We start from the raw sequence: 26,029 nt of genomic DNA on the forward strand, positions 1-26,029 counted from the left end.
TCTTGGTGGCAAGTTCAGCGCTTTGTAACCCAAGCAATAACTTTTCTGCGCGGGTAACTGCTGATTCGTGAGTATAAAATTCACGTTAACGTCCTAGCATTTTATCCCGCAGATGTTTAATGCGATCGCGCAATTTTGCCGCCTCTTCAAATTCCAGTTTCTTCGCCGCCTCTTTCATCTGTGCTTCTAACAGAGTAATCAACCCTGGAATCTGTTCTAATGGCAATTCATCTATATGTTCATCTACAACTTTCAAATCAGTTGCATTTAACCGCCGAGATACATCTAAAAAAGCCAAAATTGCATTACTTGATTTTTTCACAATTGGTTGTGGTGTAATCCCATGCAGTCGATTATGTGCCGTTTGAATACCACGCCGTCTATCTGTTTCATCAATAGCTTTAATCATGCTACCTGTCATATTATCGGCATACAAAATCGCCTGTCCCTGGATGTGACGCGCGGCTCTACCAATAGTTTGAATTAAGGAACGCTCGGTTCTCAAGAAACCTTCTTTATCTGCATCCATAATTGCTACTAAGGAAACTTCAGGTAAATCTAACCCTTCCCGCAGCAAGTTCACACCAACCAATACATCAAATTTACCCTCGCGCAAGTTCTGTAAAATTTCAATGCGCTCAATAGAAGTAATCTCGGAATGTAAATACCTTACCCTTATACCGTGGTCTTGCAAATACTCGGTTAAATCTTCCGCCATTCGCTTGGTTAATGTGGTAATTAACACTCGTTCATGGCGATCAGCTCTATCTTTAATTTCTCCCAACAAATCATCAATTTGCCCTTCTGTGGGACGCACAGAAATTTCTGGATCAACCACTCCAGTTGGTCGAATTACTTGCTCAACTACATGATCTTCAGAAACTTCTAATTCCCAATTTCCGGGAGTTGCTGAAACAAAAACACACTGATTTACCTTTTCCCAGAATTCTTCTGCTTTTAAAGGACGGTTATCAGCAGCGCTAGGAAGACGAAATCCATGTTCAATTAAAACTTTTTTTCTAGCTTGGTCGCCGTTATACATCCCACGAATTTGTGGCACGGTAACGTGAGATTCATCGATAATTAGTAGCCAATCTTTGGGAAAATAATCAATTAAACATTCAGGTGATTCTCCAGCTTGTCTTCCTGCTAAGTGACGGGAATAGTTCTCAACGCCGTTGCAGTAACCTACCTCACGTAGCATTTCTAAGTCATAGCGTGTACGTTGATCTATGCGTTGAGCTTCTAATAGTTTCCCAGCTTGTTCTAAATCTAGTTTCTGCTGTTTTAATTCTGCTGCAATGTCATTACAAGCTACTTCTAACCGTTCTTCTGGGGTGACAAAGTGACGCGCCGGGTAAACATTCACCGCTTCCAAACTCTTGAGAATTTCACCTGTCACTGGATCAATGTAGCGAATTGCGTCAATTTCATCACCAAAGAATTCTACACGAATAATTCGGTCTTCATAAGCTGGGCCAATTTCTAAGACATCTCCTCGGACGCGAAACTTTCCGCGACCCATTTCTATATCGTTGCGACTATATTGAACATTTGCCAAATCCCGTAAAATTTGGCGTTGATTTACTTCCATACCTATCTGAAGGGGGATGGCAGCTTTCAGATATTCTGCTGGCATTCCTAAACCATAGATGCAACTGATGGAAGCAACGACAATGACATCACGGCGTTCAAAAAGCGATCGCGTCGCTGAATGCCGCAGCATATCTATTTCATCATTAATTGCAGCCGTTTTTTCAATATAAGTATCGGTAACGGGAATATACGCTTCTGGCTGATAGTAATCGTAGTAGCTGACAAAATACTCAACTGCGTTGTTGGGAAAGAAATCTCGTAATTCGTTACAAAGCTGGGCAGCCAGGGTTTTATTATGCGCCAGAACTAAGGTAGGCTTGCCAATTTTCTCAATAACTGCTGCTACCGAAAATGTCTTACCAGTTCCAGTGGCTCCTAGTAAAGTTTGGTAACGATTACCAGCTTGGATACTAGCAGTGAGTTGTGCGATCGCTTGTGGTTGATCGCCTGTGGGACTAAAGGGAGCTTGAAGACAAAATTCTGCCATACAATTTTGCTGAAAATACCCTATTTCATAGTGATGATTCCGCCCTGTATCCATTGTAGCTGGGTTATTAGAGCAAATAAATAGTAATAATTATTTACAAAAATTATTAATTTAAATTTACTTATGTATCAGTTTTAAAGATTCTTATATCTATATGAGGTTGTTTAAGGTTAAACTCTAAAGTATATGGGAAAAATTTCATCTTTCCTTAATTATTGTAAAATTCAATTAACAAACCAGAGGTTTTCATTTATGACTATTAGCAACACTGGCAAAGCAACCAGTTCTCGGCAAAAGTATGCCAAGTCTACAGAGGAAGTTGAAAATCAACAAGACCAGAGCTTGAATGCTGATAAAGTCGATGAAGTTAATGAACTGCCAGTGGGAGCTTCTGGAACACTTGCCATTTCTGGAATTCGTCCTATAGGCGCTAGCGACTTAGAAGTTGCTGAACACCTGTCAATTGCTGGGGTACGTCCCGTTAGCACCAGTAGCTTAGAAGTAGTTGAAACCTATAACTCAATGGGCATTCGTCCAATTGGTGCTAATACATTCCAAGTTGTTGAAAGTATGAATCTCTCTGGGATTCGTCCAATTGGTTCAAGTTTATTGGTAATTGATGAAAGCTATTCCACCTTCGGTAATCGTCCAATAGCATCAAATGAGATTGACAACTCTGAAAGCCTGATGGGTTTTCTAGACTAAACAAAAAAATATCCCCGTAACTTTATTAACCCAGTTCTTATATGGAACTGGGTTTTTTTAGTTAAAAAAGTAAAGATTCAATATTTGCACTTTTTCTATGTCTTTTAGCATAGATAACTAAGCTATCCTTACTTTATTTTGTATTCAACCAACAGCCAGAACACTTACTACAATAACCTTTCTGAATTACGAATTACGAATTAAAAATTACAAATTCTTGAATATGTCTTGTGGTGGAAGGCTTTAGTAAAAACTTTAAGCTACTGTGTAAAGGTAATAACAAAGAGTTTCAAAGTTAGTTTAGAGCATAGAGCTTTGAAACAAACCTTTTATAAAAGAAAGAAGGAGTACCAAATGAGCTTAGAAGAACGGGCTAAAGCAACTGCTAAAAATATTGAAGGTAAAGCCCAAGAAGCAGCAGCAGAAGTAACTGGAGATCCAAAAGATAAAGCTGAAGGCAAAGCAAAACAAGCTGAAAGCGAAGTCCGTCATGGTATAGAAGACGTAAAAGATAATGTGAAGAAAAAGATTGATTAATAGTTCGTTCATTTTTTGCAGAAAGTTTAGGGATAGGAATGGGATGGATTCCATTTTTGCAAAAAAGCATGAAGTATTCACAATCAAATGCTACACCCCTTTGTTATCCTATTAGCAAGCGTGGAAACTTAAAGGGTTAGCTTAATTATCAGAACTTCTATAGAGACGTAATTATTTACGTCTCTATATTCCAGAATAAAATTATTATAAATTAGAGCAATAACCTCCATAGGTTCCGAGTTTATAAATGCAAGCGTTAGTTTGAATATCCAACCTATTCTATTTGTTATTTAAAGTCTTTTTTCAGGAGGTAAAAGAATGATTCTATTTCAGCAAAGTCGCAAAATATTGGCGACTTTCGTTTTAATCGCAGTAATGATAATAACTACCGCCTGCGGTGGTGGTGCTGTATCACAACTTGACCGTCCAACTACCCCCTCAGCAATTGGCCGAGATGTAACTTATGCAGAGTTAGAGCGAGGCAATACCTCGAACGGACAAAGCTTTGGCAACTGGGTTGTGCAAACATCTCAAGGATTAATTCAGGACGCTTATGTTCGCGATAACAACAAACTAGGTGTCGTGATTTCCTCTAAAGTTCGTCCTACCGAAGTGCGGCCATTAGCAAAATCTTTAGTTCAAGGTTTCCATAAAAACTTCCCCAAACAAGACTTAAAGGTTTTGATTTACGCACCTGATAAGCAATTGATTCTGACTACTGAATATGACACTCAGACTAATCAAGTTAAGTATACCTAATTGCTATATTTGCAATGAAAACTTGAAAAGAGTTTGAGTAATTTTGATTTGGAATTATGGTTTGCAAATACCAGTTATCCAAAGAATTGGCGAAAAAAAGGAGATAAGTAAAGTGGCAACCAGCGAAGATTACAAGCGTCAAATCATGAAAGATTTGGCTAAAGGTGACGTTGAATCCCTGGATGATACTACAGCCGAATCAACGGCGGAATATCAAAATTTTGATGATTTTGCCCAACGGACAACAAAAGATCAACGTCGGCAATTATTTGGTCGATCTTTACATCCAGATAAGATTCCGACCAGCCAAATGGAGCCAGAATTACAACAGGCGATCGCACAAATTAAACCCAATGAACGGGATGATGTAGCAAGAGCCTTCTTCAAACACTTGAAGGAAAGAAAACTAGACGAGAAGCATCTAGAGCAACAGTTGGGACTTTCTACACACCATCCCAACCGCATGAGTGCTGATGATGTAAGTAAACTAGCTTCTTTCACTTATCATAACCACCCTGATATTTTCCACCAAGTCTTAGCAGAGCAACCAGGGATTATCAAGTTTCTCAGTAATCCTGTGGTAGCAGGCATTATCGGAATTGCGGCCGCTAAGTGGTTAGGTAGTCACAAGTAACTTCTAAATTTTGAGTTTGGAGGATGAGTAAGAGATTAGGTGGGTATTTTACCCACCTTTATTTTTGGCTTATCAAAATGACCCAAATAGCGATATCTATGACGACCCTAACTTCCGCAACTTTGCCCTGAAAATATTCAAAATATCAGAAAATCGTAGTAATATACCACAGGCATTAACTATCTTCAGCTACATCTGATTGTTAACGCTCTCAAATTGAAAATCAATGAGAATATACCCGTGAGCCTAACTCTTTATTTCCTCCGTCACGGACAAACAGAATGCAGCCGCAATAATTCATTTTGTGGTTCCATCGACTCAGAGCTTACCCCAGAAGGCTTGGAGATGGCAAAGGCCTTTGCTGAGGCATATAATTCTATGGATTGGACAGCAATATTTTGTAGTCCAATGCAGCGAACTGTATTAACGGCAGAACCCTTATGTGAATCTATAGGGATAGAACCACAGCTCAGAGATGGTTTGAAGGAAATCAACTATGGTAAATGGGAAGGAACAACCCCAGAAGTAATTAGCCGTGAATATCACGATGATTATCTTCGCTGGTCAGCAGATCCGGCTTGGAATGCTCCAACTGGTGGAGAAATGGCTGTTACAATCGCTTCTCGTGCCTTGCAGGTAATTGAAGAAATCAAGCAAAATTACACTAATGGCAATGTTTTAGTTGTTTCACACAAAGCAACCATCAGAATTATTCTGTGTAGTTTGTTAGGGATTGATGTCGGACGCTTTCGTTTTTGTTTGGGATGCCCTGTTGCTTCGGTCAGTATTGTAGAATTTACCTCACATGGCCCACTGTTAAAGGTTTTAGCAGACCGTAGTCATTTGGATGAGCGGTTACGTCATCTACCAGGAACGTGAGGGTAGTTAGGGACTTCCAAATAAAAAATATCCTATCGCTTTAAGGGCAGGGGGTAGCACTTCGACTCCCCACTCTTGGAGAGGTTGCGCCCGAAGTCATTATCCGGCTGGGTGTATTTGCAGTAGTCATGTCAGCTGAATTACTCATAACAAAAGAAGCCTTCCCCGCCTGCCGTGGGGTGGGGTTCAATATTCTGCATATGTCAACATCACTAGGTGACCTATCATTAGAAGCTAACTTTACCTCAATTTTATGAAGTATCTGTATTTTGATATTTTCCATGTCATTTTATGTAAAAAAACTAGTATAAAATAATACAAATCGTTAAAAAATTATCTGCAAGGTTCTTTTTAATAAAATCTAGGTAAGGTACTTAGATATCAAAATGTTTTTTTAACAATTTTTTTAGTTTTTCATCTTATTATGTGTCAATATCATTAAGCAAAAGCTCAGATAGTATCTTTTCCTTTGTAATTTTTTTATAAAGTAATGAAAGTGAGCTTATTTAGTCTCTAAATGAAGATTATTTAAAGTGCATAAACAACAGCTAGAATTAATACATAATGGAAACAGATTGAAATATACAATTGTTTTTATGAATATACTTACCAAATAATAAATGTTTGCAAGCCTATATTATATTGACAGTAATTTGTTTCTTATTTATGAAAAAACTACTGTGCAATTTCTGGCAAAGTAATTTGCAAAAAACAATTTGTATAATTTCAAAACAGATGAGTAAATACTATGAATAAGGAAAATACTACTGAGTCTAAGACAAAATATATCGTTAGAGAGAAGATAAATTACATTTCATATTGCTTAGGATTTCTACAGTGAGTTAGTGCAAAAGAATGGAACAAAACTCAAATATTGTTATCGTCAACAGTCAACTAACATCATATCTGTTTTGCGATCATTTTAGCTGTGTAAAATTACAGATAAGATTGTTAGAATTTACCAATAAATTGGCTATTTACACCCAGGAAACTAAATCTTGCCTTTTTTTTAGTAGCTACTATATTGGTACAAATAAGCAATTAGCTTGATCGAAGCTAGCAAAATTTATAAACGTTGAAGTAGCTCTTAACTGCCTAGTTATAGTAATGGGTGCAGATGGGCGTTTGTTCTATAGCGATCGCTTATTTGGCTACTTTTAAGTGATTATTTACGACATCTATGAACCATTGCAAACCGCGTGTAAGAAAGCATTTCAGGATGATCATGATTCTGAAGCTTTATTTTCTAGTGCTATACCAGATATTCTCTCAAAATGGGTTTAGCGAACTTGCTTTAGAGAGAAGGTCAAATGCTTTCAATGGAGAATAAGTTTGGAAACCTTGATTAAGTCAACAGTAGGTACCTCAAATTCATTTATAAAATTTCATGATCAGGGTTTACTCATGCTGTTAGTAGGGTTATTATCTTCAGAAGTAACTATGTGCTTTTTATATTGCCACAATAGTAACAAATAAAGTGTAGTTTTTTGATTTTTTTAGAAAATGATCAATACTTTGACAAAAAGAATATTTTTAATATTAATGATATTACTTGTTTCCTGACACAAACTCTGATACTCTTATCGTTTTCCTCTTTACTTAGAACCTTTCGACGATCAAAATATACAGCAGATAGCATGATAATGACCAACAAAAAATGGGCTGTTAAACGTATAACTGTTAATCTCGCAACACAGGAAGCGGAAAAGCTAGAAAAATATTGTCAACAGACAGGTAGACCAGCCACCGATGTGATTCGTGAACTAATTAGAAGTTTGCCTGTCTCCGATGACGACAAAGATGTAAACAACTAATAAGTTGCTTTTACGACTTACCAGATAACTGATTTGCTGCCAAGAAATAGTTATGATATTTTTTTGAGTCCGCCGCTATCGACAAGAGTTTGTCTAGCTGATACAGACGCGTTATTCTCGCGTCTGGTCAATTGCCGAAGACTAAAAAAAGTGATTAAAGAGTTTTAGTATCGACATTGCCATGTCTTGATCTGCTGGTGGAGTTAATATTCAGTAGCAAATTCCGACACCAACACAGTTACAATCTGTAAAGAAACTGAAAAGGAACGACGGAATGCGCGTTGCAATAGTAGGTGCGGGGCTAGCTGGACTAGCAACCGCAGTAGATTTAGCAGATGCTGGTTGTGAAGTAGAGATTTTTGAGTCTCGTCCGTTTGTGGGTGGTAAAGTTGGCAGTTGGGTTGATGGAGATGGCAACCATGTAGAAATGGGTTTGCACGTATTTTTCGGCTGCTACTACCAACTATTTGACTTGATGAAGAAAGTGGGGGTGTTAGAAAATTTACGCCTCAAAGAACATACCCACACTTTTATTAATAAAGGAGGCAGCACTGGTGCTTTGGATTTTCGGTTCCTTACAGGTGCTCCTTTCAATGGCTTAAAAGCATTTTTTACGACCTCTCAACTATCGTTGCAGGATAAACTGCAAAATGCGATCGCTTTGGGTACTAGTCCCATAGTTCGTGGATTGGTAGACTTTAACGGGGCAATGAAAACCATCCGCAAACTAGATAAAATTAGCTTTGCCGACTGGTTCCGCAGTCACGGTGGGAGTGATGGCAGCATCAAACGGATGTGGAACCCCATTGCCTACGCTCTGGGATTTATTGATTGCGAAAATATGTCTGCCCGTTGTATGTTAACGATATTCCAGTTATTTGCAGCCAGAACTGAAGCCTCAGTTTTGCGGATGCTGGAAGGTTCTCCCCATGAGTATTTGCACAAGCCCATTCTGGAATATCTGGAAGTTAGAGGCACGAAAGTTTATACCCGTCGGCAAGTTCGGGAAATTCAATTTACATCAGATGAACAAACCCGTGTCACCGGTATAGTAGTTGCCCAAGGTGAGACAGTAGAAACTATCACTGCTGATGCTTATGTCTTTGCCTGTGATGTTCCAGGAATTCAGCGCATCCTACCCCACGAGTGGCGTAAGTGGCCAGAATTTGACAATATTTACAAACTGGATGCAGTGCCAGTAGCAACAGTGCAGCTACGCTTCGATGGTTGGGTGACTGAACTGAACGATGGAGAGCAACGTAAACAGCTAAATCACGCGGCTGGAATTGATAATTTGCTCTACACAGCCGATGCGGACTTTTCTTGTTTTGCCGATTTGGCGTTGACTAGCCCTGCTGATTATTATCGCCCAGGACAGGGTTCATTGTTACAGCTAGTGCTGACACCAGGAGATCCTTTTATTGCACAAAGCAATGAAGCGATCGCACAGCATGTCCTCAAGCAAGTACATGAACTGTTTCCCTCGTCACGAGAGCTAAATATGACTTGGTACAGCGTGGTAAAACTTGCTCAATCTCTTTACCGCGAAGCCCCAGGGATGGATGTGTATCGTCCCAACCAGAAGACACCAGTAGATAATTTCTTTCTTGCAGGGAGTTATACTCAGCAAGATTACATCGATAGCATGGAAGGAGCAACTATTTCTGGACGACGGGCGGCAAAAGTGATTTTGGAGAGTTTGAAGAAATAACTAACCGCAAAGGGCGCAAAGGGCGCACTCGCATTAGCGAAGCGGTAGCGACGTTAGGAGCGTCAGCGTCTCGTAGAGAAGGAAGAACAAAGAATGTCAGATTGGTTAGAGCATACTGTGCAGGTAGAGGTAGAGGCTCCCATAGATTTAGTATGGAGCCTTTGGGCTGATTTAGAGCAAATGCCTCGATGGATGAAGTGGATTGATTCGGTGAAAGTTCCGCCAGATAATCCAGATATATCTCTTTGGAAACTGAAGACGGGCAGTCTAGAATTTAATTGGAAATCTCGAATTCTTAAAGTTGTTCCCAACCAAATTATCCAATGGGAATCTATTGATGGTTTGCCAAATCAGGGAGCGATTCGCTTCTACGATCGCCACAATAGTAGCATTGTGAAAATGACAATTTCCTACGCTATCCCCGGCATTCTTGGTAAAATTATGGATAACTTGTTTTTAGGGCGGATAGTGGAATCAACGATTCAAGCTGATTTGGAAAGGTTTAAAGAATACGCGCTGAATGTTAAAGCTAATTGATATAGATAGCAAAAACAGGCAGTAAGAAACAATATGTAACAGTTTCTTGCTGTCTGATAGTAAAATATGGATTCCGAAACTGGTGCTAGAAATTTGAATCTACGCAGTTTTACAAACTATTATATGTACGTTATCAAATAATTCATCAATTTAGTTTTGCCGACCCTCAGCACTTCATATATGCTGAGGGTCAGTTTCTTACCGTTTACCTTTACCCTCCAATTTCTTGTCAGAATCAGAGGGTAGCTTGGAATCTTCACCCTTAACATAGGCAATCAAGGCAGCAGGCATAACTGTTTGTACATAAGGAAAACGGCAGTCTTCCTGTACCACAGCAAAGCCAAACCCGATACCACCCACGAGGATAGCAGCAAGCTGACGGTTATTCAGTTTATTCACTATAGTTAATCTTTATTTATTAGTAATTAATAAAGCTCAGTAAGTCCCAGCTAACAAAAAATCTCACATGAGCCTAGTTATAAAAATAACAGCGAATTTACGTAAAAATAATATTTTAACTAAAAAAATAACCTGCGATCGCACAAATTGTTCAGCATTACGTTACCATCTACTCAATCGCGTTAACGCACTCTACTTACTGTTGCTTCTGGAAGTGGATCACCGACAGCTTCGTAAGCAATAATTAGAGACTCTAAGGCTTCAATTCCATTTGCCACCGCCAACTCGTAAGTATCCCCGTGAGTCCGCCAGCGTTGTCCTGGAAAATCAGGGAATCCTACTAAGAAGCAATCATCTTCATCAGACCACTGAATAAGCATTTGGTATTTAACCTTACTCATCTTGTCTTTTCTTTTCTATTTCCTCATCTGATCTTCTTTCTGAACTTAGAGGGTTAAAAAACTACCAAGTTGGGTCACTAAACAAATTAATCGTCAATTTCTCGCGTGGAGGTACTGCGGTTATACAAGCGCGGATGATTTCTCCATCCTCTAATTCGACAGTGCAAGCGTGACAAGACCCCATAAGACAGCCGGTGGGAATAAATACCCCAGCCCGGTCTGCTACATCTAATAGGGCTTCTCCCACTTTGGCATTTACTGTAACATCATCTGGTAAAAAGCGGACACGAACAATCATTGTCATTAGTTATTGGTCATTGGTCATTAGCGACTAATGACACTCTAATCGAAAAAATGTGCGATTTTTATGCACTTAGTTTAAGACAAAAATGGAGTTAGGTCTAAATGACTTTCGATTTCAGTGGCTAGGGAGTCCAAAATCTGTTCTCGCTGTTCTCGGTAGTTAGCAACTCCGGTGGGCAAAGATTTTAAACCGCGCTGTTGACGCAGGCGATTTAACCAAGCCCGTCGCCAAGGGCCATTGTCAAAAAGCCCGTGGAGATAACTTCCCCAAACTGATTGACAACTATCTACTAATCCTAAATTAATATCGTCAAATAGGGCATGGTACGATTGCGGGTCTATACCTTGCTGTTCGATGCGCGATCGCCCTTGGTGGATTTCAAAGCCATTTACTGGCAAGCCCTGTTGTGGATAATTTGAGCTAACTTGGCGCTGACGGGCGATTTTTTGTCCTGTAATTACTGTTCTAATTGGTAAAAGATTTAACCCCTGATACCTGCCAGCTTGTCCTTCTATCCCTTCTGGATCGGCGATGATTTGACCGAGCATTTGATAGCCGCCGCAGATACCTAAAACCGTTCCTCCAGAAGCAGCATAGTGTTGGATAGCTTCTGCCATACCGCTTTTTTGCAGTAGTAGTAAATCAGGAATTGTGGTCTTTGTACCTGGGAGAATTACGGCATCAGGATGTCCTAAATCTTGCTTTGGACTGAGATATTTTACTGAAACAGTGCTTTCTGATTCTAGTGGGTCAAAGTCGGTGAAATTGGCAATTCTGGGTAAGCGGATGACGGCAATGTTGAGGTCAGTTTGGCCTTTATGCGATTCACGTTCTAGCAAATCAAGGGAGTCTTCTGCTGGAAACACTTGTTGTAAGTAGGGTATAACACCAATAACCGGGATACCTGTACGTTCTTCTAACCATTTTATCCCTGGTTCTAGGAGCGATCGCTGTCCTCGAAACTTGTTAATTACTACACCCTTAATTAAGGCGCGTTCTTCTGGTTCTAATAACTCTAAGGTTCCCACGACATGGGCAAAAGCACCACCCCGATCGATATCAACTACTAACATCGTTGGTGCATTTAAATGTTTTGCCACCCGCATATTAGTTAAGTCGCGATGCTTGAGGTTAATCTCTGCTGGACTACCGGCACCTTCACAAACCACCATGTCAAATTCTGTTCCTAAATGCTGTAGCGATTCTTCAATTGTCCGCCACCCCAGTTCAAAATATTGCTCGTAGTAATCTGAGGCACTAACTTTACCAACAGACCTGCCTTTGATGATTACTTGGGAAGTCATATCCCCTTGGGGTTTGAGTAAAATTGGGTTCATTTCTACCCAAGGCACGACTCCCGCCGCCCAAGCTTGCACTGCTTGGGCATAGCCAATTTCTCCACCATTGGCAGTGACATAAGCATTTAAAGCCATGTTTTGACCTTTAAAGGGAGCCACTCGCCAGCCGCGCCGCGACAGAATGCGACAAATCGCTGTAGTTAAAAGTGATTTCCCTGCATGGGATGTTGTCCCCACCACCATAATTGATTTCATAGTTGCTATTTAGTTATTTTTTCAAGATACAGGGTGAATTTTTAGGAGTGAACAATAGCCGAGCAGGGGGAGATGAGGGAGATGAGGGAGCAAGGGAGGCAGAATAAGAACTACTGATTATTGAGCCATGCCCAATGCCCAATGCCCAATGCCCAATGCTCACCATAACCATCACAAATTTGAATTAGATGATTATGGTAAAGACTTCATGAATAGATGCGATGTTTCAGTATATATTGTTCCCTTTGATTCCCTAATCCTAACTTTTTTGTTTTTTATTCTAAAAAGGTATCCGCAACCAACGAGTCACAGCATCGGATAAATGATCGCGCCATGAAGGTATCCGCCAATTTTTTCCCTGATATTGTTCTACCAACTGGCGACCCAAGGGAGTCAGGCGAAAACTATCTGTAATCCCTTGACCATCGACTTCGCGGCGTAATACACCTACTTGGATCAGCCAGCCCAAGGCGTTATCACAGGCTAATTCTGATAAAGGGCGTTTAGTATAGCCCTGCTTGAGTCCATTTTCCAGGGCGATCGCAGTTAATGACACACTCTGGTGTCCCATGACTTCAAATAAAGATAGATTAAAGGGTGAACACACTAGCGATCGTTCGGCTCTTTCTACTGTGCTTTGAGGATAGACAAAAATATTTGGGTTTTGGGAATCAACAGCAGGCATTGTGTATGGGGAGAAATTTTTCTTCTAATAAAGAGTAATTTAAGAATATATTTTTTCTTGTACCAGCTACCTGATTTAACCAAAATTAGTTACTTAAAGTATAGTTATGCTATTTTTTACTAATTATATTTAATCATTATAAATTAATGTAAAATTTCAAGTGCATCAACAATCTGAAACAGGAAAAGTTAATTATGCCTCTAGCAGTTGGTACGGATGCACCTGCATTTACCGCCAAAGATACAAACGGCAACACAGTCTCTTTATCTGATTTTGCCGGAAAGACGGTCGTTTTGTATTTTTACCCCAAAGATGACACGCCAGGCTGCACCAAACAAGCCTGTAGTTTTCGGGATGCCCAATCTGAATATCAAAGTAAAGATGTTGTAATCTTGGGAGTCAGTGCAGATGATGAAGTCGCTCATCAGGCATTCACCCAAAAATATAATTTGAATTTTCCCCTACTGGCTGACACCGACAAATCCCTAATCAAAGCTTTTGATGTGGATGGCGGCGGTTATGCCAAACGCGTCACTTATGTAATTGACCCCAGTGGTAAAATTACCCATGTTGACGCTAGTGTAAATACCGCTACCCATGCTAGCGATGTTTTGGCTGCACTTGGGCTGTAGTTATTTACCTAATAACTAACGATTTTTTAAAAGCGTAGCTTTAACCCAAGCCCTCTAGGGCTTGGGGTTCTTTATTGGAATTCAGTTACCTGATGGTGGTGTAACTAATGGTGGTGTAACTGATTGTGGTATAACTAACGGCGAACTGGGAGTTGCTTGCTGTTGTTGACCTTGAATTAGCTTTTGTTGCCTGGCTTTAAAGGCTTCTGCGGCTGAGTCTAGTTGTTCGTTTTGTTGATCAGAATTCCAGTTGAGAGTCCCAAAATTCGCCCGATGAATCAGGTCAAACATATTGAAATTGTCTGAGTTTGAACGGGAAAAGGGATCAGTATTTTGGTCTGTTGTACTATTACTGGGAAAAGCATCCGTTGGGCTGACTTGAGCCGAACTGGGTTGAGCTATGAGCAAAGAAGCAAAGCTAATCCCTGCCACGGTAGCTACAAAAAGTCTAGGAATTTGTAAAAATGGTTTTTTCATGGGATTTTGACCCTAAAATTGCTCTATTTTATCTCTTTAGGCAAGAGTTCGCCGCAGTTGAGGCTGAATACTCACTAAGGCGACAACGGCAAAGCCAAACAACACCAACAAAGCCCCTCCAAAGGTAATATCACCCCAAGGAGCTTGCATTACTACGCTACTTAGTTCCCAACTACTGTGGAGATACAGATAGCGAATGGGTTCGATCGCATAGCTGAGAGGATTTAGAGTAGCTACAATCTGCAACCACTGAGGCATGAAGGATAAAGGAGCCAAAGCAGTACTAGCAAACAATAATGGTAGGTTGGTGACGAAAATCACTGCAATCAATTCAATGTGTCCAGGTAGAGCGAAAGCTAAACCAAGGGAGATGGCTGTCACACCCAAAGCTAAAAGGAAGACGATTAGAGCGATCGCAAATAAACCCGTTGCATTTGGTAGTCCAGCCCCAATAAACGCTGCTGCTGCAACAATCACGGCTGCTTGCAGCAAACTTTGGCTGATGATAAAGATTGCTGAAGCAAAGACAATGGAAAACCGTGATGCTAAGGGTGCTACCAGCAAACGATTCAAAAAGCCGAACTCGCGGTCAAACATAACGGGCAAACCAGCATTCAGCGCCCCAGCAAAGGCTGTAAACACAATTACTCCAGCAGCCAAAAATTGACCGTAATTTGTCGTACTGCCAAACAATCCCTTGGGTGCATTTTGAAATAATGCACCAAATAGCACCAACCACATCACCGGCTGAATAATTCCGGCAACCAATGTGGAGGGACGACGTTGCAATTGAATAAACAAGCGACGAGTTAAAGCCAGCGTCTCTTGTACCAATTCACCGAAAAAGTTAGGTGCAGGATTAGCATCTGCTTGTGGCGATGCTAACGGCTGCCAATTGATATCAGATTTAGGAGTAACGCTCATAAATAATTGGGGAGTGGGGAGTGGGGAGTGGGGAGTGGGGAATCGGGAATTGGGAGTGGTAAATATCTCCATGCTCAATGCCCAATGCCCCATTCGCTATGCCTTATCTCATATTCTGCTTTTTCTCAGCTTTAGGATCGCGAGTGGCAACGGCTGCTAATTCTGCATCCATCAGTGTGCGTCCTGTAGCGGCGAGATAAACATCATCGAGGCTGGGGCGAGATTGGGCTATGCCAAAAATTGGCAAGCTAGCAGCGTTCAGCGCTTGCTGTATGTTAATCAGAACATCGTTCTGAGGTGTCACCACCAAGTTGAGGGAATTACCTTGAGCGCTGTTGATGATCACTTCTTGCACAAATGGCAAAGGTTGCAAGAGGTTTTTGGCAATTTCTGCTTCCTCAATCGGGGAAAACTCGCGGATTCGCAAAGTGATGCGATCGCCCCCTACTTGATCTTTTAATTGTGAAGGTGTCCCAGCCGCAATTACAACGCCGCGATCTATAATTGCGACGCGATCGGCTAAAGCGTCAACCTCTTCTAAGTAATGGCTGGTAATTACTACCGTCGTCCCAGAGGCCCGTAATTTTCTCAGGAAATCCCAAACCACAAAACGCGTTTCTATGTCAAGCCCCACAGTTGGCTCATCCAACACCAAAACATCTGGTGAATGGAGTAACCCAGCAGCCAAGTCTAGGCGCTTGCGTAACCCGCCGGAATAGGTTCCTGTCTTTTTATTGGCGTATTCTTGCAAACCAAGTAAATCTAATACAGTCTCAATGCGCTGTTTGGCTACTGCGCCTGGGAGGTGATAAAGTGCGGCTTGCAGTTGCAGTAGTTCTCTTCCAGTCAGCACCTTATCGGGTGCGACTTCTTGAGCTACGTAGCCTAATCGTTGTCTTGCAACTCTCGGATTATCTAACACAGAGATGCCAGATACTTCGATTTTGCCAGCATCCGGTGTGGTAAGTGTACATAAAGCACGCAAGGTTGTAGTTTTCCCAGCACCGTTGGGGCCAAGTAAACCAAAAATTTCTCCTGGTTCTACCTGAAAGGAAACATCTTGGACGGCAACTACTGTACCGTAACGTTTTTGCAAATTTTGAATGAAAACGGCGGGAGCCATGACAGCTTATCCCCAACTATACAAATCTCAATAAAGTCTATCTTTATTGTAGAAGGTGAAGAGTCTTGGGAGGACAAAAATTAAATTTTCAGCACTTTCAAAGTTTTGAAGCTTGTGTCATTACAACCGATGATAAATCCTCCCATCGCCTGAATTTGTTGCAGATAGTCAAGGACGGGTTTGGTGATGACTTCTCCCGGCATTAATACAGGAATTCCTGGGGGATAGGGACAGACGATTTCAGCACAGATGCGTTGATTGGTCTGTATCAAAGGTAGTATTTCACTGACAGCAAAAAAGGCTTCACGAGGAGAAAAATGTAAAGGATGGCACTTTGTAGTGAAAACATCCTGCCAAAGATCGCTTTTAACAGTTAAGTTGGTTCGCCAATATTCTTTGGCAAGAGTAGTAAAACTTTCTACTAGTTGCTCAATATCGGCAGGGGTGTTACCCAAAGTAATGATAAAGGTGAGATGTTGCAGTGAAGCGAATTCGGCGGTAACAGCAAATTTTTCATCCAGAATTTCCTCTGCCTGAAATCCGGTTAAACCTAAACCAGAAACAGTTACAGTTAATCGCGTTTCGTCTAAAGCCACAAAGCCGACAGATCCCCGCAACCCACCTATAGAAGATCCCCCCAACCCCCCTTGATGAGGGGGGCTAGAAATCTGTAAAACAGATAATCCAGGAATTTGGCTGATTCTGGTTTTAGCTTCATTAGCAAGTTGTAAAGTGCGAGACATCAGCATTTTTCCGTGGAGTGCCATTTGCTGACGCGCTGCATCTAGAGAAGCTAAAAGTAAATAACTAGGACTGGTAGATTGTACTAGTTGCAAAGCTTTACTGATGCGATCGCAATCTATCCGATTACCTTGAATATGCAGCATTGATGCCTGTGTCATTGCACCAAGTACTTTGTGGATGGATTGTACAGTTAAATCTGCACCTGCGGCTAAGGCTGGAGTGGGTAATTCTGGATGAAAGGCAAAGTGTGCGCCGTGTGCTTCATCTACAAGTAGAGGGATATTGTATTGATGTGTGATGTTGGCGATCGCACTCAAATCTCCACAAACACCGTAATATGTTGGGTAAACTGTTAACACTGCTTTAGCGTCTGGATGTTGTTGGAGTGCAGATTCTAAAGCATTAGGCGTAATGCTATGGGCAATATCTAAAACTGGATCGTATTCAGGATTGAGAAAAATTGGTATTGCACCGGAGAGAATTAAACCAGCGATCGCAGATGAATGAACATTGCGAGGCAGAATGATTTTATCGCCTGTGCCACAGGTAGCGAGAATTGCTGCTTCAATCCCACAGGTAGAACCATTGACAAGGAACCATGTTTGTAATGCACCAAAGGCTGCTGCTGCTAGTTGTTGTGCTTCTTGAATAACGCCTTGGGGCGCAAAGAGATTATCTAAATCTGCTAATTCGGTTAAATCAGCGCGAAAGACGGCTTTACCAAGTAAATCAGCCAAGGGTTGAGAAATTCCTTCACCTTGTTTATGTCCTGGAGTGTAAAAAGGTGCATGGAGTCTTGCTGCATTGGTTTTTAAGGCATCTAATAAGGGTATTTGATTTTGATTGAGCATTTTTAAAGAAACAAACTCCAAGGATGCAAAAGAAACAGCACAGTATTAAAGTAGAGTCTAATTCTATAAAATCAAAACTTAGGCAATCAAAACTTGAAATATGCGATTGTATCGGCTTGTTAAAATTAACCCACCCTAGTTACTTAGAAATTCTCAAAGGCTTGTGTATACGCGGTAGTTAAAGAAGGGGAACTTGAAAGCCTCTCTTTTGAATTGGGGGATTTTGCTATGCTTGCGTTAAAATCCGTAAGTCCTGTGTAGCTGACTAGATGAGACCTTATCATCAAATCCCGATTTTTGAGTGTGGTGAACCGATAATAGCGATTCCTTTAGAATTGTTTGCGGTGGAATCTCCTCATCCTTATGAAAAATTAGGTGCGCCTTATAGCGATCGCTCTCCTTATTATCTCCGTCAAAGCGTTATTAAAAATTTGATCCAAGCGCAAAATTATCTTCAACTGTTGCATCGCAACTGGCGCATCCAAATTTTTGATGCTTATCGCCCGATCGCAGTCCAGCAGTTTATGGTAGATTACAGCTTCGCCCAAGCAGTACGAGAAAGGGGACTGACTGAAATCGAGTTATCCCCAAACCAACGCCAAGAGATTTGGGAAGCGGTTTATGCAATTTGGGCTGTACCAAGTTTGGATGAAAAAACTCCCCCTCCTCACAGTACAGGTGCGGCGGTGGATGTGACACTGGTAGATGATACGGGGCAAATAGTAAATATGGGTTCGCCGATTGATGAAATGTCAGAGCGATCGCACCCAGATTATTATGCCAATAGCGATCGCCCAGAAGCCCAAAAGTATCATGCTCACCGTCAACTATTGCGAGATGTAATGTTAAAAGCCGATTTTCAACGCAATCCTAGAGAGTGGTGGCATTTTTCTATTGGCGATCAAATGTGGGCTTGGCTGAATAATCAATCTAATCCAGCCAAGCCTGTCACAGCACGTTATGGACGGCTTGTATAGATGCGTTATGCATCTTGAGGATTCAGTTCCTTTAACTCGTCGGTAGTGTAAGTACCAATCGGAGTCCAAACTAGATAAGGAAGAAGTAAAAGCGCCGCCGTTAAAGAAATCGGCAAAACGCAGATTGCGAGGATAACGCCTGAAATCAAACCGATTAGCCCAAGAACTTCCCCAACTTTGAGACTGCGAAACCTCAACATTGTAGGTATATAGGCAACGGTGATAATTTCCACTAAAAGGTACAAAGCCATTAGTAGCCAAGTAATTATGCCTCCTGGGTTTTTCTCCCAGACAACATAGGCTGAAGCTGCACCGCAAATAAAAATCACAGTCCAGATAATTGGAATTAACGGCTCAAAAACTAGCCAACGAGGGCGACTTAAGTTTGCAAACCATTTAACATCACGTGGCGTGATGAAGAAACTACCAAGGGCGACGAGAAAAGTTACAGCCCCAATTATTATCCAAGATGGAATCATAATGCACTCTTGCTTGCGTATTTTGTCAAGTCATATACTGCAAGTTTGACAATTTAGGCTATATGTTTAATCATTCCCTGGTGCGAATCTTAAGCATCTTGAGGATTGAGACTGATCATCTTCCAAGTGGTATAAGTACCAATGGGACTCCACAGCAAATAAGGAACTAGTAATAGTGCTGCCCAGCCAGAAATACTTAAGACTCCAAGTATTAATAAAAGACTAATGATAAAACCTGTACCACCAAGAATTGTACCGACTTTCAGGCTGCGAAGCCTAAACATTACAGGCGTATAGGCAATGGTTACAATTTCTAAAAGTAAGTATAAACCCATAATTAACCAGGTTGGGGTGGTTCCTGGATCTTTTTCCCAAACAATATAAGCTGACCAAGCACCGCAAATAAATATCACAGTCCAGATAATAGGAATCGCACCCTCAAAAGTTAGCCATCTCGGCCGTTGTAAGCGCTTGAACCATTGGCGATCGCTAGGCGTAATCAAGTTAGCCGCTAAGGCAACTAAGAAAGCCACAGCCCCAATCACCATCCAAGATTTAATCATGGCCGTTATTCCTTTACAAGCGCTATCTATCGCTTAATATCATTCTTTATAGTGTGATTTTGTCAATTTAGTTGCTAATTACTCATCATCCTTGAGTTTGAAACCTTCACATCATTTGGCAGGATTTTAAATTATGGGCATTGGGCGCTGGATGTTTTTGTGGCTGTAGCAAACATCAACGAGATTGCTGCTCATTTTGTGGGTACTATCGCTTCGTTATGGTTGCTGCGGGTGCATCAACACTAGTACCGCTATGCAAAATTTAAAAAGCTTATGCTAAATGGTGAATTCTGACTGATGAGTAAATCCCAATGAGTATCAAAATTTTGCTGATGAGTTTTTAATACTCGTGAACGAGGTTCAAAGACTCGTTCATCCAACTCAGATACTCGTTGACGAGTCTTTAAACCCCGTGAGCCTTTAACACAAAAATGATAACTTTAGACTGACTTATTCCATGTCTTTAGGTTAATTGTAATTCTTCTAATTTTTATCTATAGATTCAGTTTCAAGGTAGTTTCTTATTACTTATGATAGTTACTTTAAATCATTCTAATGAGTGAAAGTATATATACTTAATAACTGAGGTTCAAAGCATGGACTCAACAGGTAAGGTTCAAACTATGGATTCGTCCTGGTCTCTTCCACTGCCGTTGAAAGAGTATGCAATGAGCCGAGTAACTGTCTACTTTTATAGCGACAGATGGGTTCCAATTAAATATTGTTCTTTGGAAAAGGCAATTTTGCTTCACCAGAAGGCAAACTTAGAAGGTAAGGAAATTTTGTTATTTCCTACTAACCTAGACCCTAATCAACTCTCAAACTCTTTTAACCAAAATGCATTGAATTAGACTATTTTTCAAACATCTTGACAACAAATAAATCTACTATAGAGGCGTACATAAGTACGTCTTTACTTATTATAAACTGGATTGAAATGTTTACTCATATTGTTTACGTCAAAGAGCAATGTCTACGACTGGCTATGCCTACGCGTCAAAAGATACATTCTCTAAAGAATCACATAGACCTTGTTATCGTATCAATGGGTTTTTGTTGACTGCTGCTGAGTTAACGGTTTGTTCAATTCTCTTCAACCTTGTCTCTGGACGTTTTGCACTCTCAATCCAAAAAAGAATATTCTTTTTAGATGAGTTATTAAATCTCTCAAAATACTCTTTAGCAGTTGTGTTTGCTTCTAATGCCTGCTTTAAATCTGAGGGAATAATCAATGCTTCGATCGCATCTAACGTCTTCCATGAGCCATCTTGTTTTGCAGCTTCAATTTTTTCTAAACCAACTGTAGTCATTAAGCCTTGTTTTATAAGTTCTTCAATATATTGTTTATTTAATTTTGACCATACGCTTTTTGGTTTTCGAGGCGTAAATATTTGCATATAACGTTCCTCGTCTAAAGATTTAACTTTACTATCAATCCAACCAAAGCATAAGGCTTCTTGTACCGCTTCGCTATATCGAACACTTGGCTTACCACTTTTTACTTTGTAGTAGATAAGCCATACACCAAGAGAAGTGCGATGGTTTTTATCTAACCATCTCCGCCATTCTTCGCGGCTTTGAGGGCAGAAAGTGGGGAATTCATTATTAAGTTTGGATACATCAGTAATGTTACTTTTGTTGAGGTTTGTTTCTGTATTTTGCGGCATTTCTTTTCTAAACCAACCCAGAACGCAGTGCCACAACTGCTGCTTGCACGCGATCATCTACTGCTAATTTATTCATAATCCCTCGGACGTGAGTTTTGATGGTGTTGGGACTGAGATAAAGTTTTTCGGCAATTTCTGGGTTACTCAAGCCGTCTACCATCAGTTTCAACACTTCTAACTCGCGCCCAGATAAATTAGCGTTGTTGGTGGTGGGTGAGGGCGGTTTGAGATTATCAATAACTCGCCGTGCAATTTGGGGATCAAGATAAGCTGCACCATCAACTGCGGCTGCGATCGCACTTAACAATCGTTCCACACTTGCACCTTTAATGCAATATGCATCTGCACCGCTAGAGAGTGCTGCAATAATTTCTGTCTCCGTTTGATGAGATGTCAGCATTACCACATGAGTTGCTGGCAGCGCCGCCTTAATTTGCTGTGTCGCTGCAATGCCATCCAATCGCGGCAACCCAATATCCATAACCACCAAATCAGGTTTCAATTGCAGTGCTGCTTGAACTCCTAAATAACCATCTTCTGCTTGTCCAACAATCTCTAATTGAGGATGAGCCATTAACGATTGCTCTAATCCCAGTTGCATCATCGGATCATCTTCGACAATTAACACCCGCAACGGCGGAGCATTGGCGGGTAAATTTAAGGGATAGCGAGTATCTAAAGACATTTTTTATTAGTTAGGAGTTAAGAGTTGAGAGTTAGGAGTTCAGGATAGCTTTCAAGGTTAAGTATTTAGGTTTCCAAAAAATAATTGAGGAACTTTTTAAGTATTAAACTGAGATTTAGGGCTTTAGACAATTATGTTGGTTCTCAAACTTAAGAAATTGGTTTAGTTTGAAAAGGCTACCAATCATAAACAAAGCAGGAAGTCAGAAGTTATTCATAACTCTTTAATTGCTAACTCCTAACTCCTAACTCCTAACTTAATTTTATTCTTCCACGCGATAGCCTAACTCTGCTAAACTAATCCGCGACTGTCGCCATTTTGGCTGAACTTTCACAAATAATTCTAGGTAAACTTTACCAGAGATTAACTTTTGGATTTGTTCGCGGGCTTCACTACCAATTGCTTTGAGCATTGCTCCACTTTTGCCAATGAGTATGCCTTTTTGGGAATCGCGCTCGACGTTGATGGTAGCAAGTATCCGAGTAATGCTGGGAGTTTCTTCTACTAGGTCAATAGCGATCGCTACTGAATGGGGTACTTCTTCACGAGTCAATAATAAAATTTGTTCTCGGATTAATTCACCCATAATAAAGCGTTCTGGTTGGTCAGTTACCAAATCTGGTGGGTAGTATAACGGCCCAATTTCTAAATGTTCAATTAATAATTCTTGAAGTTGCGGTAATCCTGCACTCGTCTTGGCAGAAAATTTTACGATTTCCCATTCATGGGACTGGGCCATCTGAGCGTAACTATCATCTAAAAACTGAGAATCAGACGGTTGTTGGTCGATTTTGTTCACGCCCAAAATCACTGGGGTTTTACTGCGACACAGCAATTCAGCAATATAGCGATCGCCTGATCCGCAAGCTACTCCTCCATCTACCACAAATAGTATTACATCTACCGATTCAATGGCAATTTTGGCATTTTGCACTAACACTTCCCCCAATTGATGATGGGGCTTATGAATTCCTGGCGTATCTACAAAAATTAATTGCGCTTCTGGTGTAGTTAAAATGCCGCGCAAACGGTTACGTGTTGTTTGTGCTACAGGGGAAGTTATGGCAATTTTTTGTCCTACTAATTGATTCATTAAAGTAGATTTACCGACATTAGGACGACCAACAATGCCGATAAAACCTGATTTGAATTCAGGAGGAGCCTGTGGAATTGCTACTTCTCCTGAAAAAGAGAAGTTGTAATTATCAATACTAGTCACCTTTGGCTCCACCCTCATATTTTACAGTTGGGATAACTTGGTTTTTTCTTAGACACAAAACAAGCATATAATTCCCCTGGCATTTTTAGGGATTACTTTTGCCGAGGTTTAATCTACTACTGGCTCTATACCTATATTTTACAGCCAAGATAACTTTGTTTTGTTTTTAGATACAAAACAAACATAAAATTACTTTGGCATTTAAAAGAAGCGTATTTGCTTAGGTTTAATCTGCTGCTAATCTCTTAAGTCTCATCGACTACTCAATATATTTGGATCAAAATGTCAATAAAAAATATGGGAGAACCCAAACGCATTGGAATTCTTACCAGTGGAGGTGATTGTTCTGGCTTAAATGCTGTGATTAGATCTGTAGTGAATTGTGCTGTGGATACTTACGGCTGGGAGGTTTTGGGAATTCGTCAAGCGACTCTAGGATTAATGGCGCGTCCCCCACAATTTACCAAGCTGGAAGTTGATCAAGTTGACTCGCTGTTAACTGCGGGTGGCACAATGTTGGGAACGACTAATAAAGGCGACCCTTTTGCTTTTCCAATGGCGGATGGTAGTTTATGCGATCGCTCCGAAGAAATCATTGCAGGTTATCATGAGCTAGGTTTAGATGCTTTGATTGGCATTGGCGGCGATGGTAGCTTGGCAATTTTGCGCCGTCTTGCCCAACAAGGCGGTATTAATCTAGTAGGTATTCCCAAAACCATTGATAATGATATTGGCGTTACTGAACACGCCATCGGTTTTGATACAGCAGTCAATATTGCCACGGAAGCGCTGGATCGGCTACATTTTACTGCTGCAAGTCATAGCCGAGTCATGATTTTAGAAGTAATGGGGCGTGATGCCGGACACATAGCTATAGCTGCGGGAATTGCAGGGGGAGCAAATGTAATTTTAATTCCCGAAATCCCTTACACAGTTGAGCATATTTGCCACAAAATCAAAGAACGCCAAGAGAAAGGCAAAAACTATTGTTTGATTATTGTTTCGGAAGCAGTTCGTACCCACGATGGGGAAAATGTGACGATTACAAATCGCTTAGGTCAATCTCGATATGGTGGAATTGGTGAATATTTAGCAGATAAAATTATTGAACACATCGGTGTAGAAACGCGAGTCACAGTTTTAGGACACATTCAACGCGGTGGAACTGCTTCACCACTAGATAGATTAGTTGCAACTGCTTTTGGTGTTGCGGCGGTTAATCTAATTGCAGAGGAGAAATATGATCGCATGGTGACATGGCAAAATCGCCAAGTATTAAGTGTACCAATTACAGAAGCGATCGCTCACTATAGTGCCGTGGATCCCAATGGTACTTTGGTTAAAACTGCTCATGGTATGGGTATTTATTTGGGAGACTAAACATAAATGGTACAGGCACAGCTATGTTGTGCCTATCAAAGTACAAATTGTTATCCCCTAACTAACAATTCCCAAAACAAACTCGCCTTCATTCACAGCTTGATTGGTTGCGACATCATAAACTAATCCATCATGTTGAGCGCAGATATCAATTACACTGGGTAGCTTACCTTCTTTATTAAAACTGAGAATTTGATAGAGTTTGTCTCCAGCTTTTACTGAAGTGCCTAATTCTATTCTGGATTTAATCATACCACCTGCGATCGCATAATATTTTTTCCGGTTGCTGCTAGATGCAAAAGTCATCTCATGAGTTTTGGTGTCTTCTGATAAATTAGAAACTTGTATTACACCTTTTTGCGCTAAATAGTTTTTCACACCCCGTACACCTTTGGCGACTGACTCAGAATTTATTTGCATCCCTGTTCCTAATTCCAGTGTCCAAGCTTCCACATCAAACTTGATTTCTCTACCTAACTCTTTAAAACAAGCTTCCAGCGCTAACCAAGGTTTGATAAAAGCTTCATCAAAAGCATCACCATCGTATTTATCAAGTACAATTCCGAAATCAAGCAGGAAGTATTTTGCGCTTTCTTCTCGATTTCGGAAGTAATAAAGGTAGTCTAAAGCTTGATTTGTAGAAGTATGTAAGTCAATTAAGTAGTCTGCATCTAAACTGAGATTTTGTAGCCTGTAGCTAAAAAGCTCAGTGTAGGGTACACCACTAGAAGAATTAATTTTTTCTAAAATTTTTGCGAATTGTTGCTTAATTATAGTTAGATAATTTTGTCGGACGACCTTTAGATCAATATGAAGTTGAGATTTAGTAAAAGCTACTAAATCATCAGCTTCTTTCTCGTAATCCCAAAATATGCGATTCCAGTCTTTAGCTTCATAAAGGCAGTGTCGTCCAGGTGAAAAATGATGAGCGCGTTCATTCGTCCCCATTGGATTACAAACGGGAACTAAACAAATTTCTCCAGTTAAATCTGTATCATTTATTGTTAATAAAAACTCAATTAGCTGGTGAATTACGTCATTACCAGCAATTTCTGCACCGTGCAGATTAGATTGAATGTAAACCTTTTTACCAGGTTGAGCGCCGATGAATTTGTATACTTGTAAGTAAAGGCGATCGCCCGAAGCCATTTGACGTAATACAATGCTTTCAATAACTGGCAGCATGAAACAACTCGGTAATGATTTGAGTAAATTATCGCTGTATCTATAGTGAATTAAAATAGGACTTACACAAATTACCTCTCAAACTCTTATTCCTCCGTGCCCTCTGTGCCTCTGTTGTAACT

29 protein-coding genes and 1 pseudogene are annotated in these 26,029 nt (G+C 40.6%); 14 read left to right on the forward strand and 16 right to left on the reverse strand.

What is annotated here, in order from left to right; genetic code table 11:
• Positions 1–85: 85 nt before the first annotated feature.
• Positions 86–2,083, reverse strand: coding sequence for an excinuclease ABC subunit UvrB (gene uvrB / locus H6G96_RS14790; protein ID WP_190912164.1), 1,998 nt, complete (start codon positions 2,081–2,083; stop codon positions 86–88).
• A 252-nt stretch (positions 2,084–2,335) separates the two neighbouring features.
• Here uvrB and H6G96_RS14795 point away from each other — a divergent pair, with 252 nt between their 5' ends.
• The 9 genes from H6G96_RS14795 (at position 2,336) to H6G96_RS14830 (ending at position 9,659) form a co-directional block, all read left to right on the forward strand.
• Positions 2,336–2,788, forward strand: coding sequence for a hypothetical protein (locus tag H6G96_RS14795; RefSeq protein ID WP_190912165.1), 453 nt, complete (start codon positions 2,336–2,338; stop codon positions 2,786–2,788).
• 354 nt (positions 2,789–3,142) lie between these two features.
• Entirely contained in the window at positions 3,143–3,325 is a 183-nt protein-coding gene (locus H6G96_RS14800) for a CsbD family protein (RefSeq protein WP_190912166.1), read from the forward strand.
• A 318-nt stretch (positions 3,326–3,643) separates the two neighbouring features.
• Complete coding sequence (locus H6G96_RS14805) at positions 3,644–4,084, forward strand: hypothetical protein (protein WP_190728643.1); 441 nt, start codon at positions 3,644–3,646, stop codon at positions 4,082–4,084.
• A 112-nt stretch (positions 4,085–4,196) separates the two neighbouring features.
• A complete protein-coding gene (locus H6G96_RS14810) occupies positions 4,197–4,718 on the forward strand; it encodes a hypothetical protein (RefSeq protein ID WP_190912167.1) in 522 nt (173 codons plus the stop codon).
• A gap of 64 nt (positions 4,719–4,782) precedes the next feature.
• The gene (locus H6G96_RS42385; protein ID WP_277932922.1) at positions 4,783–4,917 is read left to right on the forward strand and encodes a hypothetical protein; all 135 of its coding nucleotides are present in this window, start codon (positions 4,783–4,785) and stop codon (positions 4,915–4,917) included.
• 41 nt (positions 4,918–4,958) lie between these two features.
• Complete coding sequence (locus H6G96_RS14815) at positions 4,959–5,597, forward strand: histidine phosphatase family protein (RefSeq protein WP_190912168.1); 639 nt, start codon at positions 4,959–4,961, stop codon at positions 5,595–5,597.
• Positions 5,598–7,234: 1,637 nt separating this feature from the next.
• Positions 7,235–7,411, forward strand: a complete 177-nt coding sequence (locus H6G96_RS14820) for a CopG family transcriptional regulator (RefSeq protein WP_181374043.1) — start codon at positions 7,235–7,237, stop codon at positions 7,409–7,411.
• Positions 7,412–7,685: 274 nt separating this feature from the next.
• Positions 7,686–9,122 carry a 9,9'-di-cis-zeta-carotene desaturase gene (zds, locus tag H6G96_RS14825; RefSeq protein ID WP_190912169.1) on the forward strand — a complete coding sequence of 479 codons (1,437 nt, stop codon included), beginning with the start codon at positions 7,686–7,688 and terminating at the stop codon, positions 9,120–9,122.
• A gap of 93 nt (positions 9,123–9,215) precedes the next feature.
• The gene (locus H6G96_RS14830; protein ID WP_190912170.1) at positions 9,216–9,659 is read left to right on the forward strand and encodes an SRPBCC family protein; all 444 of its coding nucleotides are present in this window, start codon (positions 9,216–9,218) and stop codon (positions 9,657–9,659) included.
• Positions 9,660–9,857: 198 nt separating this feature from the next.
• Here H6G96_RS14830 and H6G96_RS14835 read toward each other — a convergent pair whose 3' ends face one another.
• The 5 genes from H6G96_RS14835 to H6G96_RS14855 all read right to left on the reverse strand — a co-directional run bounded on the left by H6G96_RS14835 (position 9,858) and on the right by H6G96_RS14855 (position 13,001).
• Positions 9,858–10,058: a hypothetical protein gene (locus H6G96_RS14835; protein ID WP_190912171.1), complete on the reverse strand. Its 201-nt coding sequence runs from the start codon at positions 10,056–10,058 to the stop codon at positions 9,858–9,860.
• Between the two features lie 182 nt (positions 10,059–10,240).
• Positions 10,241–10,459: a type II toxin-antitoxin system HicB family antitoxin gene (locus tag H6G96_RS14840; protein WP_190912172.1), complete on the reverse strand. Its 219-nt coding sequence runs from the start codon at positions 10,457–10,459 to the stop codon at positions 10,241–10,243.
• Between the two features lie 61 nt (positions 10,460–10,520).
• The gene (locus tag H6G96_RS14845) at positions 10,521–10,757 is read right to left on the reverse strand and encodes a 2Fe-2S iron-sulfur cluster-binding protein (protein ID WP_190912248.1); all 237 of its coding nucleotides are present in this window, start codon (positions 10,755–10,757) and stop codon (positions 10,521–10,523) included.
• A gap of 80 nt (positions 10,758–10,837) precedes the next feature.
• Positions 10,838–12,316, reverse strand: coding sequence for a cobyric acid synthase CobQ (gene cobQ, locus H6G96_RS14850; protein ID WP_190912173.1), 1,479 nt, complete (start codon positions 12,314–12,316; stop codon positions 10,838–10,840).
• 280 nt (positions 12,317–12,596) lie between these two features.
• Positions 12,597–13,001 (reverse strand): Npun_F0494 family protein, encoded by a 405-nt coding sequence (locus tag H6G96_RS14855; protein WP_190912174.1) that lies wholly within the window; start codon positions 12,999–13,001, stop codon positions 12,597–12,599.
• A gap of 194 nt (positions 13,002–13,195) precedes the next feature.
• On the opposite strand from H6G96_RS14855, the gene H6G96_RS14860 reads away from it, so the two are divergent.
• Positions 13,196–13,633 (forward strand): peroxiredoxin, encoded by a 438-nt coding sequence (locus H6G96_RS14860; protein WP_190728635.1) that lies wholly within the window; start codon positions 13,196–13,198, stop codon positions 13,631–13,633.
• 81 nt (positions 13,634–13,714) lie between these two features.
• Here the strand turns inward: H6G96_RS14860 and H6G96_RS14865 are convergent, their stop codons facing one another.
• From H6G96_RS14865 to H6G96_RS14880, 4 genes are all read right to left on the reverse strand, one after another.
• Positions 13,715–14,110 (reverse strand): hypothetical protein, encoded by a 396-nt coding sequence (locus H6G96_RS14865; protein ID WP_190912175.1) that lies wholly within the window; start codon positions 14,108–14,110, stop codon positions 13,715–13,717.
• A gap of 36 nt (positions 14,111–14,146) precedes the next feature.
• Positions 14,147–15,034, reverse strand: a complete 888-nt coding sequence (locus H6G96_RS14870) for an ABC transporter permease (RefSeq protein WP_190912176.1) — start codon at positions 15,032–15,034, stop codon at positions 14,147–14,149.
• Between the two features lie 103 nt (positions 15,035–15,137).
• Positions 15,138–16,157 (reverse strand): ABC transporter ATP-binding protein, encoded by a 1,020-nt coding sequence (locus H6G96_RS14875; protein ID WP_190912177.1) that lies wholly within the window; start codon positions 16,155–16,157, stop codon positions 15,138–15,140.
• An 80-nt stretch (positions 16,158–16,237) separates the two neighbouring features.
• The gene (locus tag H6G96_RS14880) at positions 16,238–17,752 is read right to left on the reverse strand and encodes an aminotransferase class I/II-fold pyridoxal phosphate-dependent enzyme (protein ID WP_190912178.1); all 1,515 of its coding nucleotides are present in this window, start codon (positions 17,750–17,752) and stop codon (positions 16,238–16,240) included.
• A 269-nt stretch (positions 17,753–18,021) separates the two neighbouring features.
• On the opposite strand from H6G96_RS14880, the gene H6G96_RS14885 reads away from it, so the two are divergent.
• Positions 18,022–18,729, forward strand: coding sequence for a M15 family metallopeptidase (locus tag H6G96_RS14885; RefSeq protein ID WP_190912179.1), 708 nt, complete (start codon positions 18,022–18,024; stop codon positions 18,727–18,729).
• A gap of 5 nt (positions 18,730–18,734) precedes the next feature.
• Here the strand turns inward: H6G96_RS14885 and H6G96_RS14890 are convergent, their stop codons facing one another.
• Positions 18,735–19,208: a TspO/MBR family protein gene (locus tag H6G96_RS14890; protein ID WP_190912180.1), complete on the reverse strand. Its 474-nt coding sequence runs from the start codon at positions 19,206–19,208 to the stop codon at positions 18,735–18,737.
• 89 nt (positions 19,209–19,297) lie between these two features.
• Entirely contained in the window at positions 19,298–19,771 is a 474-nt protein-coding gene (locus tag H6G96_RS14895) for a TspO/MBR family protein (RefSeq protein WP_190912181.1), read from the reverse strand.
• 144 nt (positions 19,772–19,915) lie between these two features.
• Between H6G96_RS14895 and H6G96_RS14900 the strand changes: the two are divergent.
• Positions 19,916–20,017 (forward strand): annotated as a pseudogene (locus H6G96_RS14900) (DUF3611 family protein); the annotation flags it as partial.
• A 377-nt stretch (positions 20,018–20,394) separates the two neighbouring features.
• The gene (locus tag H6G96_RS14905; RefSeq protein ID WP_190912182.1) at positions 20,395–20,622 is read left to right on the forward strand and encodes a hypothetical protein; all 228 of its coding nucleotides are present in this window, start codon (positions 20,395–20,397) and stop codon (positions 20,620–20,622) included.
• A gap of 183 nt (positions 20,623–20,805) precedes the next feature.
• Here the strand turns inward: H6G96_RS14905 and H6G96_RS14910 are convergent, their stop codons facing one another.
• The 3 genes from H6G96_RS14910 to era all read right to left on the reverse strand — a co-directional run bounded on the left by H6G96_RS14910 (position 20,806) and on the right by era (position 23,360).
• Positions 20,806–21,438 (reverse strand): YdeI/OmpD-associated family protein, encoded by a 633-nt coding sequence (locus tag H6G96_RS14910; RefSeq protein WP_190912183.1) that lies wholly within the window; start codon positions 21,436–21,438, stop codon positions 20,806–20,808.
• Positions 21,439–21,445: 7 nt separating this feature from the next.
• Complete coding sequence (locus tag H6G96_RS14915; protein ID WP_190912184.1) at positions 21,446–22,123, reverse strand: response regulator transcription factor; 678 nt, start codon at positions 22,121–22,123, stop codon at positions 21,446–21,448.
• Positions 22,124–22,385: 262 nt separating this feature from the next.
• Positions 22,386–23,360 (reverse strand): GTPase Era, encoded by a 975-nt coding sequence (era, locus tag H6G96_RS14920; RefSeq protein ID WP_190912185.1) that lies wholly within the window; start codon positions 23,358–23,360, stop codon positions 22,386–22,388.
• Positions 23,361–23,639: 279 nt separating this feature from the next.
• Between era and H6G96_RS14925 the strand changes: the two genes are divergently transcribed.
• Positions 23,640–24,722, forward strand: a complete 1,083-nt coding sequence (locus tag H6G96_RS14925; RefSeq protein ID WP_190912249.1) for an ATP-dependent 6-phosphofructokinase — start codon at positions 23,640–23,642, stop codon at positions 24,720–24,722.
• A 57-nt stretch (positions 24,723–24,779) separates the two neighbouring features.
• Here the strand turns inward: H6G96_RS14925 and H6G96_RS14930 are convergent, their stop codons facing one another.
• Positions 24,780–25,907 carry a succinylglutamate desuccinylase/aspartoacylase family protein gene (locus tag H6G96_RS14930; RefSeq protein WP_190912186.1) on the reverse strand — a complete coding sequence of 376 codons (1,128 nt, stop codon included), beginning with the start codon at positions 25,905–25,907 and terminating at the stop codon, positions 24,780–24,782.
• Between the last annotated feature and the right edge of the window lie 122 nt (positions 25,908–26,029).

This window comes from Nostoc sp. FACHB-892, from assembly GCF_014698795.1.
Classification (GTDB): Bacteria; Cyanobacteriota; Cyanobacteriia; order Cyanobacteriales; family Nostocaceae; genus Nostoc.

What these genes read in the sequence shown, in the direction of transcription:
- H6G96_RS14840 (WP_190912172.1), bottom strand. Translation starts at nt 10,459, where the DNA reads ATGAGTAAGGTTAAATACCAAATGCTTATTCAGTGGTCTGATGAAGAT.
- era (WP_190912185.1), bottom strand. Translation starts at nt 23,360, where the DNA reads ATGAGGGTGGAGCCAAAGGTGACTAGTATTGATAATTACAACTTCTCT.
- H6G96_RS14880 (WP_190912178.1), bottom strand. Translation starts at nt 17,752, where the DNA reads ATGCTCAATCAAAATCAAATACCCTTATTAGATGCCTTAAAAACCAAT.
- zds (WP_190912169.1), top strand. Translation starts at nt 7,686, where the DNA reads ATGCGCGTTGCAATAGTAGGTGCGGGGCTAGCTGGACTAGCAACCGCA.
- H6G96_RS14795 (WP_190912165.1), top strand. Translation starts at nt 2,336, where the DNA reads ATGACTATTAGCAACACTGGCAAAGCAACCAGTTCTCGGCAAAAGTAT.
- H6G96_RS14820 (WP_181374043.1), top strand. Translation starts at nt 7,235, where the DNA reads ATGATAATGACCAACAAAAAATGGGCTGTTAAACGTATAACTGTTAAT.
- H6G96_RS14915 (WP_190912184.1), bottom strand. Translation starts at nt 22,123, where the DNA reads ATGTCTTTAGATACTCGCTATCCCTTAAATTTACCCGCCAATGCTCCG.
- H6G96_RS14865 (WP_190912175.1), bottom strand. Translation starts at nt 14,110, where the DNA reads ATGAAAAAACCATTTTTACAAATTCCTAGACTTTTTGTAGCTACCGTG.
- H6G96_RS14905 (WP_190912182.1), top strand. Translation starts at nt 20,395, where the DNA reads ATGGATTCGTCCTGGTCTCTTCCACTGCCGTTGAAAGAGTATGCAATG.
- cobQ (WP_190912173.1), bottom strand. Translation starts at nt 12,316, where the DNA reads ATGAAATCAATTATGGTGGTGGGGACAACATCCCATGCAGGGAAATCA.
- uvrB (WP_190912164.1), bottom strand. Translation starts at nt 2,083, where the DNA reads ATGGCAGAATTTTGTCTTCAAGCTCCCTTTAGTCCCACAGGCGATCAA.
- H6G96_RS14800 (WP_190912166.1), top strand. Translation starts at nt 3,143, where the DNA reads ATGAGCTTAGAAGAACGGGCTAAAGCAACTGCTAAAAATATTGAAGGT.
- H6G96_RS14910 (WP_190912183.1), bottom strand. Translation starts at nt 21,438, where the DNA reads ATGCCGCAAAATACAGAAACAAACCTCAACAAAAGTAACATTACTGAT.
- H6G96_RS14895 (WP_190912181.1), bottom strand. Translation starts at nt 19,771, where the DNA reads ATGATTAAATCTTGGATGGTGATTGGGGCTGTGGCTTTCTTAGTTGCC.
- H6G96_RS14870 (WP_190912176.1), bottom strand. Translation starts at nt 15,034, where the DNA reads ATGAGCGTTACTCCTAAATCTGATATCAATTGGCAGCCGTTAGCATCG.
- H6G96_RS14930 (WP_190912186.1), bottom strand. Translation starts at nt 25,907, where the DNA reads ATGCTGCCAGTTATTGAAAGCATTGTATTACGTCAAATGGCTTCGGGC.
- H6G96_RS14890 (WP_190912180.1), bottom strand. Translation starts at nt 19,208, where the DNA reads ATGATTCCATCTTGGATAATAATTGGGGCTGTAACTTTTCTCGTCGCC.
- H6G96_RS14845 (WP_190912248.1), bottom strand. Translation starts at nt 10,757, where the DNA reads ATGATTGTTCGTGTCCGCTTTTTACCAGATGATGTTACAGTAAATGCC.
- H6G96_RS14860 (WP_190728635.1), top strand. Translation starts at nt 13,196, where the DNA reads ATGCCTCTAGCAGTTGGTACGGATGCACCTGCATTTACCGCCAAAGAT.
- H6G96_RS14875 (WP_190912177.1), bottom strand. Translation starts at nt 16,157, where the DNA reads ATGGCTCCCGCCGTTTTCATTCAAAATTTGCAAAAACGTTACGGTACA.
- H6G96_RS14925 (WP_190912249.1), top strand. Translation starts at nt 23,640, where the DNA reads ATGGGAGAACCCAAACGCATTGGAATTCTTACCAGTGGAGGTGATTGT.
- H6G96_RS14855 (WP_190912174.1), bottom strand. Translation starts at nt 13,001, where the DNA reads ATGCCTGCTGTTGATTCCCAAAACCCAAATATTTTTGTCTATCCTCAA.
- H6G96_RS14885 (WP_190912179.1), top strand. Translation starts at nt 18,022, where the DNA reads ATGAGACCTTATCATCAAATCCCGATTTTTGAGTGTGGTGAACCGATA.
- H6G96_RS14805 (WP_190728643.1), top strand. Translation starts at nt 3,644, where the DNA reads ATGATTCTATTTCAGCAAAGTCGCAAAATATTGGCGACTTTCGTTTTA.
- H6G96_RS14830 (WP_190912170.1), top strand. Translation starts at nt 9,216, where the DNA reads ATGTCAGATTGGTTAGAGCATACTGTGCAGGTAGAGGTAGAGGCTCCC.